The following is a 15,601-nucleotide window of genomic DNA, read 5'->3' on the forward strand; positions in this document are numbered from 1 at the left end:
CCCTTGATTTCCGAGGGGGCACGACTGCCGCGATGGCAGGGAACCCTGATGAAAGCAATGCTTCGAACCCAAGCCGCGGGCCTGGCCCTGCTGCTGGCGGCCGCCAGCCAGACGCTGCAAGCCGCCGCGCAACAGGACTACTGGTACGTGCAGACCAGCGTCTACACCAACCACTGGAGCAATGATCCCGACCACAACAACCACCAGGATCTGATCGGCCTGGAGCGCAACTACGCCGACGGTCAATTGTGGGGCGTGAGCACCTTTCGCAACTCCTTCTCCCAGCGCTCCTACTACGCGTACCTGGGCAAGGCCTGGGAACACGCCGACTGGCCGGTCTACGCCAAGCTCAGCGGCGGCCTGATCCAGGGTTACAAGGGCGACTACAAGGACAAGATCCCGTTGAACCACTTTGGCGTGGCACCGGTGCTGATTCCGGCGGTGGGCGTGCACTACGGACCGGTGGGCACCGAGCTGGTGGTGCTGGGCGCTGCCGCAGTGATGGTCAACGTCGGCTACCGCTTCTGAGCCCCGGCAAACTCGCACAATCGTACAAGACGCTGTCTCGCTGCCTTTCCTAGACTCCATCGACCAATGACTGGGGCGCCGCTCCGGGTCTTTGCCTCGGTAATGAGCAAAAGGTGAGGAAACCTATGCAGGTCGAGCAACAGATGCCGTTCGCACAAAGCACGTCAGGTGCTCTGCGCAGGGTGGCCCCGGCCGCGCTGGCCATTGTCCCGGTGAGCATGCTGTTCGGCCTGCTGGCAGGTCGCGCCGACTGGTCACTGCTGGAGGTGGCACTGGTGGGGCTGCTGGGATTCACCGGCAGCGGTCAGTTCGCCGCCCTGCCCCTGGCCCAGTCGGGAGCCGGGTTCTTCACCCTGCTGCTGGTCTCGGCTTCGATCAACAGCCGTTACCTGCCCATTGCCTTCACCTCCAGCTCACGGTTGCCCCGGGGGTTCCTGCAAAAGGCCTCGGCGGCCCATATGCTGGGGGACGAGGCCTACGCCACCGAGCACGAACGGGACAATCCGGTCACGGTGCTGGTGATACGCGCAACGATCTTCCTGACCTGGGCACTGGCCGGGGTGCTGGGGGCATGGCTGGGCAAATGGCTGCCGCTGCAGTGGATCGGCACCGAGGTCAACCTGGGTTACCCGGCCAGCGTGGTGCTGATGTACCTGTCGCTGGCGCAGTTGCGCGGCCGCTTGAGCCTGGCGCACGAACGTCGTCTGGCCATCTTGTCGACCGTGGCGCTCTGTGTCGCGGTGACCCTGGTATTGATCATGCTCCTGGGCACCCTGTACTTCTGGATTCCCAGTGTGCTGATCAGCACTGTCCTGCTTTCCAGGGTCAAGCCATGAACGATTCGGCCTGGGTCACCATCGCTGCGCTACTGGCCACCAGTTGCCTGGTGCGGATCATTCCGGCGTTCGTGAGCATCCGCCTGCAACCCGGCCTGCAGCGTTGCCTGGAGCGGGTGCTGCCGGTGGCGGTGTTCATCAACTTCGCGGTGTACATCGCCTTCAGCGAGATGAGCCGCGAGCCCCTGGCAGCCTCGGTGTCCCTGTTGCTGGTGGGGCTCATTGCCCTGAGCAACAGCCTGGGCTTGATCAGCACCGCGGCGATTGGCACGGCGGCCTATTTTACGGTCCTGCACCTGAGCGCTGCGGCCTGATGCAGACCGGTTTCGGGACTATGGTTGATCCTCGCAACCCAGTCCCTGGCGCTGGGGCTCTTCATCCGCCAGGGTCTTGCCGGTACGGGCCATGATCTGCCCCTGCAAGGCCCGCAACTCACTGCCGTCCAGACGCTTGCAGCTGTTGATTTCCCAGACATCGCCGGTGGCGGTGCTCACCGAGAACAGCCCCCAGTACTCAGTGGCGCCGGCCTTGGGATCGTTGTAGCCGAGGCTGAAGTCGAAGTAGCCCGGATGCGGCGGCTGGCCGCTGTCGTCCTGCAGGTCACCATCGACAAAGACCCCGGGTTTGCTCAGTTGATAGTCCTGATGCTTCAAGGCTACCAGCAGCACTTCCTGGGCCTGCTCGCGGGTCAGGCCCGTGGCCTTGACCTCATCCGGCTGCAGCACTGCACCGGCACAGGCGACGAGTGCCGCGCAGGCCAGGGGCAGGCCCAGCAGCCATGCGTGGGGATTTTTTCTCAGCACGCCATGCGCCCTCTGACCGCGACAATGATCTTCGCCAGGTACTCGGCAAAACCGTTGCGGCCACCGGAGGCCGCGTCGCCACTGTTGTAGCCGCTGCGCACCAGGGCCTGGGCGAACTCCATGGGGTCGCGCTTGCTGCGCACCGACGAGCCATAGCGCAAGGCGAAGGACTGGGCACACTTCTGGAACGAGTCGAACTTCGCCACCTTGATGTTGGCGTTGCCCTGGGGCGCCTCGGCCCCGCTCTGCAGGGGCGCCGGGGCATGCAAGGAGAAATAGTTATTGAGCTCGCGGGCAATACGTCCGGCGCCGTACTGGCTCTCCTGGGCCGCCAGGCCAAGGATGTTTTCCACCGGCAGGTCCAGTTGATCGGCGATCGGCTGGCAGGCTGCCTTGTATTTGCTGACAAAGGTCACGGCATTGGTGTTGTTGCACAGTTTGGCGCTCACGATTGCTCCCTCATTTGACTGGTCGATTCCATTTGCCACAGGTGAAACATGCCGATTATAGAGCAGCATCCAGGCCTTGCCTCAGGCCTCCGCACCGATACCAATGACTGATTTCACGCAAAAAATTGACGCTTTTTTCTCGTTATACACTCTAGATTGCAAGTGATTTCTACGTGCCGCGCCTGTTCCTCATGAGCGGCGCCACTTTGAACAAGGACCGCACGATGAACAGTCCTGCCAGCGAAGCAGATGAATACTTGATGATGCAGGCCGCCCACTGGTGCATCCGCCTGCGTGAGGCCGATTGCAGCCTGGATGAACGCCAGGCGTTCGAAGACTGGCTGCAGAGTGACCCAAGCCACGCCTTTGAGTACGCCAAAATGCTCGAGGCCTGGGACCTGACCGGGCATCTGTCCCCTTCCGGGCCGACCTATTGAACGGCTGACACTCACAGGTCGAAGCGGTCGATGGCCCGGCGTCGTTCATTGTCATCACGCATGTCATAGCTGGCGGTGGTCTGGATATTGGTGTGGTGCGCCAGCTTCTGGGCGATCGACAGGTCATGTTCCTCGATCACCCGGGTAATGAACGAACGACGAAAGTCGTGGGGCATGATGCGCACGCCAACCTGGGCGCCCCGCTGGCGGGCGATGTAGTAGATGGCGTGCTTGCTGATGCGTTCACGGGTGATATGACCACCGCGACGAATCCGGTTGAACAGGAAAGCGTCGTCCTCAAGGCCTGCCGGCAAGTCTGCGCGACGCAGGTCCAGCCAGGCCTGGAGCTTGTCGAAGGCCCAGGCCGGGGCGTACTTGATCAGTTGTTTGTTGCCCTTGGCCAGCACCTGCAGGCTGCGCTGGACGAAGTCCACCTGGGCCAGGTCCAGGTTCACCGATTCGGACTTGCGCATGCCCGAGCCGTACAGCACCGCGATGATTGCCGCGTCGCGCACGCCCTGGGGCCGCGGGTCGGCGGCACACACCGCCATCAGGTCCTGGATCAGCCCACGCTTGAGATTGCGCCCCCGGGACAGGCGTGTACCGCCCATGGCCTTGACCGAGCGCATTTTCAGCAGATGGTCCTGGCTGATCAGACTGCTGCGCCAGGCTTCGTTCATCACCCCGCGCAGGGCATTGACGTACAGCGACGAGGTATTCGGGGCATAGCCGTCACGGCGCAATGTGGCCACCAGGGCCGTCACCTGTTCGGGTTGCAGGTGGTGCCAGGGGATGTCCTCAAGGTTGAGTTCGTCATACCCCAGGCGATCGGCGGCGTCCTGCAGCACGTAACGCAGGGTCGACTGGCTGGAGGGCGCCAGACGGGCCAGGTACAGGCGCAACGGGTTGGCCTTGTGCGCGTTGTCGGTAACGGCCGGTTGTTCCTGCGCAGTCATGCTCCCCCCGAAGGCAAAGACGATGCCGGAGCGCAGTTCCCTGCGCCGTTCATGGCCAAGTTCAAGACACCGTTCAAAGCCTCCTGCAAGCGCTCCTTAAGGTGCTTCTTCAAGCCCTTGAAATGGCTGCCGGCACCCCGCCGCACTACAACCTTGACAGCAAACTGAACACTAGCTGTCTGGCCCGCAGAAAAACGGACTTTTGCCCTATTTTTCATATTCGTTTCACATTTTTCCGCTTAATCTCAGCCACCAACAAGCCTCCTGCCGAACGCAGTGCTTTCTCAGGTTGTCAAGATAACACCTTGATCTACATTTACTTTTAACAAACACCTTCTTTACTCAAACGCTGCATGGATCGCCACCCCGGCCCAACAACTGGATGAGCCTTGATGACTGCATGACCTCCCCCGCGCTCCATCAATCGTTCGTTCGCATCACCCCGTATTTCCGGCATCAGCTAAACCCGAGGTAACCATGAACCAGGCTTTCCTTCCTTTCTCGCGCCCGAGTATCGGCGACGAAGAGATAGCTGCAGTGGAGCAGGTTCTGCGCTCCGGCTGGATCACCACCGGCCCGAAAAACCAGGAACTTGAACAGCAATTCGCCGACCGCGTTGGCGCCCGCCACGCCGTGGCCCTGTCGTCGGCCACCGGCGCCATGCACATCACCCTGCTGGCCCTGGGCATCGGTCCGGGGGATGAAGTCATCACCCCGTCGCAGACCTGGGTCTCCACCGCCAACATGATCTGCCTGCTGGGGGCGACCCCGGTATTCGTCGATGTCGATCCCGACACCCTGATGAGCGACGCCGCCACCATCGAGGCGGCCATTACGCCACGGACCAAGGCCATCATCCCGGTGCACTACGCCGGCGCCGCCTTCGACCTGGACCCGCTGTACGCCCTGGCGGACAAGCACGGCATCCCGGTGATCGAAGACGCCGCCCACGCCGCCGGCACCACCTATCGCGGCCGCGCCATTGGCGCGCGGGGCACAGCAATCTTTTCCTTCCATGCCATCAAGAACATGACCTGCGCCGAAGGTGCGATGTTCGTCAGCGACGACCAAGCCCTGACCGACCGGGTGCGCATGCTCAAGTTCCACGGTCTGGGGGTGGACGCCTATGATCGCCTGACCCACGGTCGCAAGCCCCAGGCCCAAGTGATCGAGCCCGGATTCAAGTACAACCTGGCGGACATCAACGCCGCCATCGCCCTGGTACAGCTGCAGCGCCTGGACGACATCAACGCCAAGCGCGAAGTGCTGGCCAAGGCTTACCTGGAGCGCCTCGAAGGCCTGCCGGTACAACCCCTGCAACTGCCCCAGTACCCGCAGCAGCACGCCTGGCACCTGTTCATCCTGCGCATCGACGCCGAACGCTGCGGCCTGGACCGTGAAGCCTTCATGAAGGGCCTGCAGGAGCAGAACATCGGCACCGGCATCCACTTCATCGCCACTCACCTGCATACCTATTATCGACAGCGCTTCGCCGATGTGCGGCTGCCACACACCGAATGGAACTCGGCGCGTCTATGCTCGATCCCACTGTTCCCGGACATGACCCTCGACGATGTCGAACGGGTCTCCGATGCCATTGCCAACCTCCTGGACTGAAGCCTTTGAAACCTTACCCAATCCAGTTCGTGTCGATCGTCATTCCGGTCTACAACGAAGAACAGAGCCTGCCGGAGCTGCTGCGCCGCACCGAAGCGGCCTGCCGCCAGCTCAAGCACGACTTTGAAATCGTCCTGGTGGACGACGGCAGCCGCGACCAGTCGGCGACCCTCCTGCAAGAAGCCGCCGAGCGCGAAGGCAGCCCCGTAGTGGCGGTGATCCTCAACCGCAACTACGGTCAGCACGCGGCGATCATGGCCGGCTTCGCGCAGTGCCGCGGTGACGTGGTCATCACCCTCGACGCCGACCTGCAGAACCCGCCGGAAGAAATCCCGCGCCTGGTGGCCCAGGCCGAGCTCGGCTACGACGTGGTCGGCACTGTGCGCAACAACCGCCAGGACTCGGCCTTCCGTCGCTGGCCGTCGAAGCTGATCAACCTCGCTGTGCAGCGCTCCACCGGTGTGGCCATGAGCGACTACGGCTGCATGCTGCGGGCCTACCGCCGCACCATCATCGACGCGATGCTGGCCTGCACCGAACGCAGCACCTTTATCCCGATCCTGGCCAACAGCTTCGCCCGGCACACCACCGAGGTGCTGGTGGAGCACGCCGAGCGCGAGCACGGCGACTCCAAGTACAGCCCGATGCGCCTGATCAATCTGATGTTCGATCTGATCACCTGCATGACCACCACCCCCCTGCGGCTGCTGAGCATCATCGGTTTCGGCATGGCCGGCGTCGGCGCGCTGTTCGCCCTGATGCTGATCATCCTGCGGCTGATCTTCGGCGCCACCTGGGCCGGCGACGGCACCTTCGTGCTGTTTGCGGTGCTGTTCGTGTTCACCGGTGGCCAGTTCATCGGCATGGGTCTTTTGGGTGAATACCTGGGACGCATGTACAGCGACGTACGGGCCCGCCCGCGCTTCTTCATCGAAAAAGTCTTGCGCAGCCAGCCGGCGGTCCCCGCCCCGGCTGTCACTGTCGACGGTTTAACTTCCACTCATACTGATCAGGTTTCGCCATGAGCAATAAAGCTGTTGTCTTCGCCTACCACGATATTGGCTGTGCGGGCATCGAAGCCCTGCTCAATGCAGGCTACGAGATCGCTGCCGTGTTCACCCACGCCGACGATCCCAAGGAGAACACCTTCTACGGCTCCGTCGCCCAGCTGTGCGCCCGCAAAGGCATTGCCGTGCATGCCCCGGAAGATGCCAACCACCCGCTGTGGATCGAGCGCATCAGCAAACTCGACCCGGACTACCTGTTCTCCTTCTACTACCGCAATCTGCTGAGCGAACCCCTGCTGGCCACCGCCCGCAAGGGTGCGTTCAACCTGCACGGCTCGCTGCTGCCGAGCTACCGCGGCCGTGCTCCGGCCAACTGGGTGCTGGTCAAGGGCGAAACCGAAACCGGCGTGACCCTGCACCGCATGGTCAAGCGTGCCGACGCCGGGGCCATCATCGCCCAGCAGCGCGTGGCCATCGAACGCAGCGACACCGCCCTGAGCCTGCACCACAAACTGCGTGACGCCGCTGCCAGCCTGCTACGCGACACCCTGCCGGCGCTGGCCCAGGGCAAGATCACCGAGACCGCCCAGGACGAATCCAAGGCCAGCTACTACGGTCGCCGTACTGCAGCCGATGGCAAGATCGAATGGAAGCGCCCCGCCGAAGAGCTGTTCAACCTGGTACGCGCAGTGACCCAGCCTTACCCGGGCGCCTTCTGCGCCGTCGGCGAGCACAAGCTGATCGTCTGGAGCGCCGAAGTTGCCAAAGGCAACGAAGGCCAGGCCCCGGGCCGGGTCATCAGCGTCGACCCGCTGCGCATCGCCTGTGGCGAAGACTCCCTGGTGATCACCTCCGGCCAGCGCAACGCCAACGGCCTGTACCTGGGTGGCCCGCAACTGGCCAATGAGCTGGGTCTGGTGGACGGCTCCCTGCTGCGCGGTGCCGAGTCCGGCCGCAAGCCACGCCGCACCCGTGTGCTGATCCTCGGCGTCAACGGCTTTATCGGTAATCACCTGTCCGAGCGCCTGCTGCGTGACGACAAGTACGACGTCTACGGCCTGGACATCGGCTCGGACGCCATCGAGCGCCTGCGCAGCCATCCGAACTTCCACTTCGTCGAAGGCGATATCAGCATCCACTCCGAGTGGATCGAATATCACATCAAGAAGTGCGACGTGGTCCTGCCGCTGGTGGCCATCGCCACCCCGATCGAATACACCCGCAACCCACTGCGCGTGTTCGAGCTGGACTTCGAAGAGAACCTCAAGCTGGTTCGCTACTGCGTCAAGTACAACAAGCGGGTGATTTTCCCGTCGACCTCGGAAGTCTATGGCATGTGCCAGGACAACAACTTCGATGAAGACAACTCCAACCTGATCGTGGGTCCGATCAACAAGCAACGCTGGATCTACTCGGTGTCCAAACAGCTGCTGGACCGGGTGATCTGGGCCTACGGCGCCAAGGGCCTGAACTTCACCCTGTTCCGTCCGTTCAACTGGATGGGCCCGCGCCTGGACCGCCTGGACTCGGCCCGTATCGGCAGCTCCCGCGCCATCACCCAGCTGATCCTCAACCTGGTGGAAGGCACGCCGATCCGTCTGTTCGACGGTGGCGAGCAGAAGCGCTGCTTCACTGACATCGCCGACGGCATCGAAGCCCTGGCGCGCATCGTCGACAACGACAACGACTGCTGCAACGGCCAGATCATCAACATCGGCAACCCGGACAACGAAGCCAGCATCCGCCAGCTGGGCGAAGAACTGCTGCGTCAGTTCGAAGCGCACCCGCTGCGCAGCAACTTCCCGCCGTTCGCCGGTTTCCGCGACGTCGAGAGCAAGGCGTTCTACGGTGCCGGCTACCAGGACGTGGAACACCGCAAGCCCAGCATCGCCAACGCCAAGCGCCTGCTGAACTGGGAGCCGACCGTGGAGATGAGCCAAACCATCGGCAATACCCTGGACTTCTTCCTGCGTGAAGCGATGCTGGAAATCGCCGATCGCTCCAAAGAAGAAGCTCGCTGATGCAAGCAGGTCTGCGCATTGATGTCGATACCTACCGCGGCACCCGGGAGGGGGTGCCACGGCTGCTCGAATCGCTGGACGAAGCCGGGGTCAAGGCCACGTTCTTCTTCAGCGTCGGGCCGGACAACATGGGGCGCCACCTGTGGCGCCTGATCCGTCCGCAGTTCCTCTGGAAAATGCTGCGCTCCAATGCCGCGGGCCTGTACGGCTGGGACATTCTCCTGGCCGGCACCGCCTGGCCGGGCAAACCCATCGGCCGCGACCTGGGGCACTTGATGCGCCAGACCCTGGCCGCCGGCCATGAAGTCGGCCTGCACGCCTGGGATCATCACGGCTGGCAGGCCAACACCGGGCGCTGGAGTCAGGCACAGCTGATCGAACAGATCCGCCGTGGCGTCGACAGCCTCAACGATATTCTCGGGCAAGCGGTGAGCTGCTCGGCGTCTGCCGGTTGGCGCGCCGATGAACGCGTCATCGAAGCCAAGCAACAGTTCGGCTTTCGCTACAACAGCGACTGCCGCGGCCAGAGCCTGTTCCAGCCACGACTGGCGGACGGCAGCCTGGGCGCCCCACAGATTCCGGTGGACCTGCCGACCTTCGACGAAGTGGTCGGGCCGGTGGTGGCCGCCAAGGATTTCAACCGCTACATCCTCGACCGGTTCAGTCCGGACAAACTCAATGTCTACACCGTGCATGCAGAAGTAGAAGGGATTCTCATGGCCAATGATTTCCGCCAGTTGCTGGCCAGCGCCAAGCAACGCGACATCCACTTTCAACCCCTGGGGCAGATGCTCCCGGCGGATCTGGCCAGCCTGCCGGCGGGCAAGGTCGTGCGTGGCGCGCTGCAAGGTCGTGAAGGCTGGCTGGGAGTGCAAGGCGCATGACCAGACGTTGGGCTCTGCCGCTGCTGCTGATCGCTTTCGGTCTGTTCTACCTGTTGCCCATGGCCACCCACGGCCTGTGGATTCCCGATGAAACCCGCTACGCGCAGATCAGCCAGGAAATGCTCCTGACCGGCAAATGGGCGTCGCCGCACTTCATGGGCATCCGCTATTTCGAAAAACCCGTGGCCGGCTACTGGATGATCGCCATAGGCCAGGCGCTGTTTGGCGACAACCTGTTTGGCGTGCGCGTGGCGTCGGCCCTGAGCACCGGCTTGAGCGTGGTCCTGGCCTACCTGTTGGCCCGGCGCCTGTGGAACGACCCGCGCAAGAGCCTGGCCAGCGCCCTGCTCTACATGAGTTTTACCGTGGTGGCGCTGCAGGCCGGCTACGCCAACCTCGATCCGCAGTTCACCTTCTGGGTCAACCTGAGCCTGGTGGCACTGTGGTTCACCTTCGACTGCCAGAGCCGACGCGGACAGATCGGCGCCTGGGTGCTGCTGGGGCTGGCCTGCGGCATGGGCTTCATGACCAAGGGCTTTCTGGCCTGGCTGCTGCCGGTGCTGGTGGCCCTGCCCTACGCCATCTGGCAGAAGCGCCTGCGCTCGCTGCTGACCTATGGCGGCATCGGCGTGCTGGTGGCGATCCTGGTCAGCCTGCCCTGGGCCCTGGCGGTGCATGCCCAGGAGCCGGACTACTGGCGGTTCTTCTTCTGGCACGAGCACATCCGCCGCTTTGCCGGTGAAGACGCGCAGCACGCCTCGCCCTGGTGGTACTACCTGCCGTTGCTGGTGGGCTTCTGCGTGCCTTGGGTGCTGTTGTTGCCGGCCAGCCTGAAGCAGGCCTGGGAACAACGGCGGCTGAACAGCAGCGGCTTCCTGCTGCTGTGGCTGGTGCTGCCCCTGGCCTTCTTCAGCCTGAGCAAAGGCAAGCTGCCGGCCTACATTCTGCCCTGCCTGCTGCCTGTGGCCCTGCTGATGGGCCACACCCTGATGGACCGTCTGGCCACCGGCACGACCCGGATCCTCAGCCTCAATGGTGTGCTCAACCTGCTGGCCGGCCTGTTGGCCCTGCTGGCCCTGGTGTACTTCCAGCTGAAGAAGCCGGTGTATGTGGACGAACCCCAGCACCTGGTCCTGGTGTACATCCTGTTGCTGGGCTGGATCATCAGCAACCTGTTGCAGGCCATGCGCCCCTTGAGCCTGTGGGCCGCCCCGGCCCTGGGCAGCTTCCTGCTGGTGGCCCTGGCCCCGGCGGCGCTGCCGAACAAGGTGGTCTACAACAAGATTCCCGACCAGTTCATCATCGATCACGTGGCCGAACTGGGTCAGGCCAAGGCCCTGCTGAGCAACGACCTGGGCGCTGCCGCTGCGCTGGCCTGGCGCCTGCGTCGCCCCGACGTGACCCTTTACAACACCCAGGGCGAAGTGAAGTACGGCCTGGGCTACGAGGACACTGCGGCGCGCAAGGTCGACCTGAACCAAGTCCAGCCGTGGATCGAGCAAGCCCGTAAGCAAGGCTCGATCGGCGTGGTGATGCGGGTCAAGAGCAGCGACGAGGAACATGAAGTCGAGCTGCTGCCCAAGGATGCCAAGCGCTACGAGCAAGGCAATATCGTGATCTTCATCATTCCCCAGAGTCAGCCATGAGCCTGTTGTTGCTGTTGCTCGCCTGCGGGCTGACCTGCCTGGGCCAGGTGGCGCAGAAGTTTGCCGTGGAAAGCTGGCGTGACCAGCCCTCCGGCATCCTGCAAAAACTGCGTTCCGGCTGGCTGTGGCTGGCCCTGTTCAGCCTTGGCCTGGGCCTGCTGGTGTGGCTTTTGGTGCTGCAACGCATGGAGGTGGGCGTGGCCTACCCGATGCTCAGCCTGAATTTCGTGTTTATCACCCTGATCGCCCGCTTCGTCTTCCATGAGCCCATCGACCGTCGCCATTGGCTCGGCGTGGCCCTGGTAATCGGTGGCGTGCTGCTGTTGAGTCGCCACGCATGAGCCGGGTCAAGGGTTTTGCCTTCGCCCTGGGCAGTGTGGCTCTGGTCAGCGGCGCCCAGTTGGGCATGCGCTGGAGCATGACCCGCCTGCCCGCCCCGGATCAGTGGCTGTCGGCGCTGAGTGCTGGCAGCGTCGATCTGGCCGCCCTGGGGGTGGTGATCGCAGCCATCGGTGCCTACGCACTGTCGATGCTCTGCTGGCTCCTGGCCCTGCGCGACCTGCCCCTGGGCCGGGCCTATTCGCTGCTCAGCATCAGCTACGCCCTGGTCTACCTGCTGGCCGCCAGCCTGCCGCTGTTCAACGAACCCTTCACGCTTGCCAAAAGCCTCGGGGTGGCTCTGGTCATCCTTGGGGTCATCACCATCAACTCTCGATCTGCACCCGCGACAAGTCCCAGGAATACCCCATGAAAATCAGTGTATTTGGAAGTGGTTACGTCGGCCTCGTACAAGCCGCCGTATTGGCTGAAGTCGGCCACGATGTCATCTGCATGGACATCGACGAGCAAAAGGTCAAACAGCTGCAACAAGGCTACGTGAGCATCTTCGAGCCGGGGCTGGCCAGCCTGGTCAAGGAAAACCTCGAAGCCAAGCGCCTGCACTTCACCACCGATGAAAAACTCGCGGTGCAACACGGCCAGGTGCTGTTCATTGCCGTGGGCACGCCGTCCAGCGAAGACGGCTCGGCGGACCTGCGCTATGTGCTGTCGGTAGGCGACGCAGTGGCCCGCCACCGTGAGAAGCCGGTGATCCTGGTGGAAAAATCCACGGTGCCGGTGGGCACCGGCGACACCTTGAAGGCGCACATAGAGAAGGTCCTGGACGGCCGCCCGCTGCAGTTCGATATCGTTTCCAACCCGGAATTTCTCAAGGAAGGCTCGGCCGTCACCGACTGCCGCCGTCCGGACCGGATCATCATCGGCTGTGAACGCGAGGAAGTGCGCGACGTGATGCGCAACCTTTACGCGCCGTTCAACCGCAACCACGACCGCATCATGTTCATGGACCTGCGCAGCGCCGAGCTGACCAAGTACGCGGCCAACTGCATGCTGGCCACCAAGATCAGCTTCATCAACCAGATCGCCGAGCTGGCCGAGCACCTGGGGGCCGACATCGAATCGGTGCGCTTGGGCATCGGCGCCGACTCGCGGATCGGCTATCACTTCATCTACCCCGGTTGCGGCTACGGCGGCTCCTGCTTCCCCAAGGACATGCGTGCCCTGATCCACAGCGCCGAGCAAGCCCACTGCTCCAGTGACCTGTTGCAAGCGGTGGAAGCCATCAACGAGCGGCAGAAACACAAGCTGTTCGAACGCATCAAGGCGTTCTACAAAGGCGACCTTGAAGGCAAGACCTTTGCCCTCTGGGGCCTGGCGTTCAAGCCCAACACCGACGATATGCGCGACGCACCGAGCCGGGTGCTGCTGGACGCGCTGTTCGCGGCCGGTGCTGAAGTCCGGGCCTTCGACCCGGAAGCCATGCAGGAAACCCAGCGTCTGTACCCGGACGAATCGCGCCTGATGCTCATGGGCACTCCGGAATCGGTGCTCCATGGCGCCGACGCGCTGATCATCTGCACCGAATGGCAGCAGTTCAAGGCGCCGGATTTCGACCTGATCCAGCAGCGTCTCAAGGCCCCGGTGATCTTCGACGGCCGTAACCTGTACGACGCCGAACGCCTGGCGCGCAACGGTTTCACCTACTTCCCGATCGGTCGCGGTGAATCGCGCAACCTGCCGATTCCGCACCAGCAGTGGTCCACCGAGGCCTGAATGAACCCGCACTCCAGTTCCCCTGCGAACACATTACTTTGGCAATCGTTGGGGCTGGGGCTGCTGGCCTTGCTGCTGTTCTGCGCCGGCGCCGGCCACGATTCGGTCATCGGCTTCGACTCGCGCTTTGTGCTTTTCGCCAAGGAGATGCTGCGCCATGGGCCGGGGTTCTTTCCTACCACCTATGGCCAGCCCTACGCTGACTATTCCAGCGCCTCGACCCTGCTGGTGTGGCTGTTTTCCCTGCCCACCGGGCAGGTCACCAGCTTTACCGCCTGGTTGCCGACGGCCATTGCTTCAGCGCTGATCGTCAGCCTGATCTATCGCCTGCTGGCGCCCTACTCCCGCACCTGGGCCCTGCTCAGCGTCGCCTTGCTGTTGCTGAGCAATACCTTTATCAGCGAAACCCGTGCTGTCTCCCTGGACCAGATGCTCGCCGCGGTATCCCTGGCAGTGTTCTACCTGGGTTATGCCCACGACCATTTCGGTGCCCGCCGGCACCTGGGCTGGATCTTCCTGTTGCTGGTGCTGGGCTTTGCCATTCGCGGCCCCATCGGCCTGGTGATTCCCACCGGCATGCTGTGCAGCTACTACCTGCTGGGCGGTCAATGGCGCCGTTTGTTCGGCGTCGGTTTCAGCGCGCTGTTGCTGCTGGTGGCCTGCGTCGGCCTGCTGCTGTGGCTGGCCAAGCTCAGCGGTGGCCAGGCCTTTGTCGACGAGGTGATCCGCATGCAGTTCATGGGACGCATGGACGGCAGCGAAGGCTCCAGCGACGTCTTCTATTACTTCACCAGTTCCCTGGGCAACTACGCCCTGGCCTATCCCCTGGCGATCCTCGCCTGGGTTGCGGTGTTGCTCAATCGCCCTGCGGAACAGGGCCCGGCCCTGAAACTGCTGCGTCTGTGCACCGCCGCCGGGTTGATCGTGATGATCGGCTTGTCGATTCCCCAGGCGAAAAAGGCCCGCTACCTGCTGCCGATGCTGCCCATGGCGGCGATCGTTGCGGCTTATCCATTCCAGGCCGGACGCGGGCGGGTCATAGGCTGGCTGCGGGGGCTGATCCAGGGCCTGTGGCTGCTGCTGCCCGGGTTGCTGATGGTGGGACTGCTGGTACTGCGGCGCAAATTCCCTGAACAGCTCACCCACCTCTTGCCCATGCTGCTGATCCTCGGCCTGTTGCAAGCGCTGTCCCTGGGGTTGCTGTTCAAGCGCCAGTGGCGCGCCGTGGGCCTGGCCTACAGCGCGGTGCTGGCGGTCTGGGCCTGTTACATCGGGGTCTTCGAACCGGTGGAGCACCGTCTCTATGACACTCGCGCCTTCAGCCTCGGCGCCATGCAACTGATCGAGGCCGACCCGGCACCGGTAGTCCTGCACCGCATGGGCAAGGACGCCAAGGCGATCAAGTTCATGGTCAACCTGGATCGGGACCTGCAGCCACAGTTCACCGATCAGGCTGCCGCCCTGGCCCAAGTGCCGGCCCCGGCCTGGGTGATTCTTGATCAGAGCGATCTGCCCAGCCTGCAAGGCACGCCCCTGGCCGGGCTGACTCCGGTGCTGAGCGGGCGTTTCGACAAGAACGACTTCGTCTTGCTGCACCTGCCCAAGAGCGCTGCCACGCCACCCTGAAAGCGTTGCGCAACCCCCTGGCGGCTCCTTACACTCGCGCCCATGACTATTCAGATCCGCCGGGCGCGGGTGGCTGACGCGGCCTTCCTCCCCGCCATTGAAACCTCGGCTGCGGCATTGTTCCGCAGTGATCCGCAACTGGCCTGGCTGGCCGACGCCGAGGTGGCCGATGCCCAGAGCCATCGAGAAAACATCCAACACCACCCGGTCTGGGTTGCGCTGACAGAGGACGGTACCCGCTGCGCCTTTCTCAATGCCCAGGTCTGCGACCTGGAACTGCATGTGTGGGAAATTTCCGTTGCCACTGGCCACCAGGGCCAAGGCATTGGCAAGCGCCTGTTGCAGGCGGCACGCGAGTTCGCCCTGGAACAGCAGCTCACGGCCCTGACCCTCAGCACCTTCCGCGAACTGGCGTGGAACGAACCTTTCTACCAGCGCCAGGGCTTTGTCACCCTGCAACCTGCACAACTGAGCCCGCGCCTGCGCCAGGTCCTGGCCGATGAAACACAGCACGGCCTGCCCGAATCACGCCGCTGCGCCATGCGCCTGAGCTTGTAAAAACGCACTGCCACAGCTGGCTGTAGGAGCTGGCTTGCCAGCGAAAGCGCCCTCAAGACCCAGCACTCGACTCAAAGCCCCTTTCGCCGGCAAGCCGGCTCCTACGCGGGGTGCAATACAA

General features: G+C 63.3%; 17 protein-coding genes. 14 read left to right on the forward strand and 3 right to left on the reverse strand.

Annotated elements, in window-relative coordinates; genetic code table 11:
• Positions 1-57 precede the first annotated feature (57 nt).
• From WIN67_RS15620 to WIN67_RS15630, 3 genes are all read left to right on the forward strand, one after another.
• Positions 58-528: a sn-glycerol-3-phosphate transporter gene (locus tag WIN67_RS15620; protein WP_102880054.1), complete on the forward strand. Its 471-nt coding sequence runs from the start codon at positions 58-60 to the stop codon at positions 526-528.
• A 125-nt stretch (positions 529-653) separates the two neighbouring features.
• On the forward strand, positions 654-1,364 hold the full coding sequence (locus WIN67_RS15625; protein ID WP_339069119.1) for an AzlC family ABC transporter permease: 711 nt from the start codon (positions 654-656) through the stop codon (positions 1,362-1,364).
• The gene (locus tag WIN67_RS15630) at positions 1,361-1,678 is read left to right on the forward strand and encodes a hypothetical protein (RefSeq protein WP_102879316.1); all 318 of its coding nucleotides are present in this window, start codon (positions 1,361-1,363) and stop codon (positions 1,676-1,678) included. Before WIN67_RS15625 ends, WIN67_RS15630 begins: the two co-directional genes overlap by 4 nt.
• An 18-nt stretch (positions 1,679-1,696) precedes the next feature.
• Here the strand turns inward: WIN67_RS15630 and WIN67_RS15635 are convergent, their stop codons facing one another.
• Complete coding sequence (locus tag WIN67_RS15635; protein WP_102864995.1) at positions 1,697-2,167, reverse strand: hypothetical protein; 471 nt, start codon at positions 2,165-2,167, stop codon at positions 1,697-1,699.
• On the reverse strand, positions 2,161-2,616 hold the full coding sequence (locus tag WIN67_RS15640; protein ID WP_242553852.1) for a glucosaminidase domain-containing protein: 456 nt from the start codon (positions 2,614-2,616) through the stop codon (positions 2,161-2,163). Before WIN67_RS15640 ends, WIN67_RS15635 begins: the two co-directional genes overlap by 7 nt.
• A gap of 224 nt (positions 2,617-2,840) precedes the next feature.
• Here WIN67_RS15640 and WIN67_RS15645 point away from each other — a divergent pair, with 224 nt between their 5' ends.
• Positions 2,841-3,053, forward strand: a complete 213-nt coding sequence (locus WIN67_RS15645; RefSeq protein ID WP_339069126.1) for a FecR/PupR family sigma factor regulator — start codon at positions 2,841-2,843, stop codon at positions 3,051-3,053.
• Between the two features lie 11 nt (positions 3,054-3,064).
• Here WIN67_RS15645 and WIN67_RS15650 read toward each other — a convergent pair whose 3' ends face one another.
• On the reverse strand, positions 3,065-4,009 hold the full coding sequence (locus WIN67_RS15650; protein ID WP_339069128.1) for a site-specific integrase: 945 nt from the start codon (positions 4,007-4,009) through the stop codon (positions 3,065-3,067).
• Between the two features lie 477 nt (positions 4,010-4,486).
• Between WIN67_RS15650 and arnB the strand changes: the two genes are divergently transcribed.
• The 10 genes from arnB to WIN67_RS15700 are packed head-to-tail and all read left to right on the forward strand — an operon-like array spanning position 4,487 to position 15,480.
• Positions 4,487-5,626 carry a UDP-4-amino-4-deoxy-L-arabinose aminotransferase gene (gene arnB / locus WIN67_RS15655; protein WP_339069129.1) on the forward strand — a complete coding sequence of 380 codons (1,140 nt, stop codon included), beginning with the start codon at positions 4,487-4,489 and terminating at the stop codon, positions 5,624-5,626.
• Positions 5,627-5,631: 5 nt separating this feature from the next.
• Positions 5,632-6,651 carry an undecaprenyl-phosphate 4-deoxy-4-formamido-L-arabinose transferase gene (gene arnC / locus WIN67_RS15660; protein WP_102864990.1) on the forward strand — a complete coding sequence of 340 codons (1,020 nt, stop codon included), beginning with the start codon at positions 5,632-5,634 and terminating at the stop codon, positions 6,649-6,651.
• The gene (arnA, locus tag WIN67_RS15665; protein ID WP_110651790.1) at positions 6,648-8,654 is read left to right on the forward strand and encodes a bifunctional UDP-4-amino-4-deoxy-L-arabinose formyltransferase/UDP-glucuronic acid oxidase ArnA; all 2,007 of its coding nucleotides are present in this window, start codon (positions 6,648-6,650) and stop codon (positions 8,652-8,654) included. The genes arnC and arnA overlap by 4 nt, the downstream gene beginning before the upstream one ends.
• Complete coding sequence (gene arnD, locus WIN67_RS15670; protein WP_296408349.1) at positions 8,654-9,538, forward strand: 4-deoxy-4-formamido-L-arabinose-phosphoundecaprenol deformylase; 885 nt, start codon at positions 8,654-8,656, stop codon at positions 9,536-9,538. The genes arnA and arnD overlap by 1 nt, the downstream gene beginning before the upstream one ends.
• On the forward strand, positions 9,535-11,184 hold the full coding sequence (gene arnT, locus WIN67_RS15675; protein ID WP_102879311.1) for a lipid IV(A) 4-amino-4-deoxy-L-arabinosyltransferase: 1,650 nt from the start codon (positions 9,535-9,537) through the stop codon (positions 11,182-11,184). The genes arnD and arnT overlap by 4 nt, the downstream gene beginning before the upstream one ends.
• Positions 11,181-11,525 (forward strand): 4-amino-4-deoxy-L-arabinose-phosphoundecaprenol flippase subunit ArnE, encoded by a 345-nt coding sequence (arnE, locus tag WIN67_RS15680; RefSeq protein ID WP_102879310.1) that lies wholly within the window; start codon positions 11,181-11,183, stop codon positions 11,523-11,525. The genes arnT and arnE overlap by 4 nt, the downstream gene beginning before the upstream one ends.
• Positions 11,522-11,935, forward strand: a complete 414-nt coding sequence (gene arnF / locus WIN67_RS15685) for a 4-amino-4-deoxy-L-arabinose-phosphoundecaprenol flippase subunit ArnF (protein WP_110595721.1) — start codon at positions 11,522-11,524, stop codon at positions 11,933-11,935. Before arnE ends, arnF begins: the two co-directional genes overlap by 4 nt.
• Positions 11,932-13,296, forward strand: coding sequence for a UDP-glucose dehydrogenase family protein (locus tag WIN67_RS15690; protein WP_110595722.1), 1,365 nt, complete (start codon positions 11,932-11,934; stop codon positions 13,294-13,296). Before arnF ends, WIN67_RS15690 begins: the two co-directional genes overlap by 4 nt.
• Entirely contained in the window at positions 13,297-14,922 is a 1,626-nt protein-coding gene (locus WIN67_RS15695; protein ID WP_339069139.1) for an ArnT family glycosyltransferase, read from the forward strand.
• A 42-nt stretch (positions 14,923-14,964) separates the two neighbouring features.
• On the forward strand, positions 14,965-15,480 hold the full coding sequence (locus tag WIN67_RS15700) for a GNAT family N-acetyltransferase (protein WP_102879306.1): 516 nt from the start codon (positions 14,965-14,967) through the stop codon (positions 15,478-15,480).
• Positions 15,481-15,601 lie beyond the last annotated feature (121 nt).

The sequence above is a fragment of the Pseudomonas idahonensis genome, from assembly GCF_037903935.1.
GTDB lineage: Bacteria > Pseudomonadota > Gammaproteobacteria > Pseudomonadales > Pseudomonadaceae > Aquipseudomonas > Aquipseudomonas danubii.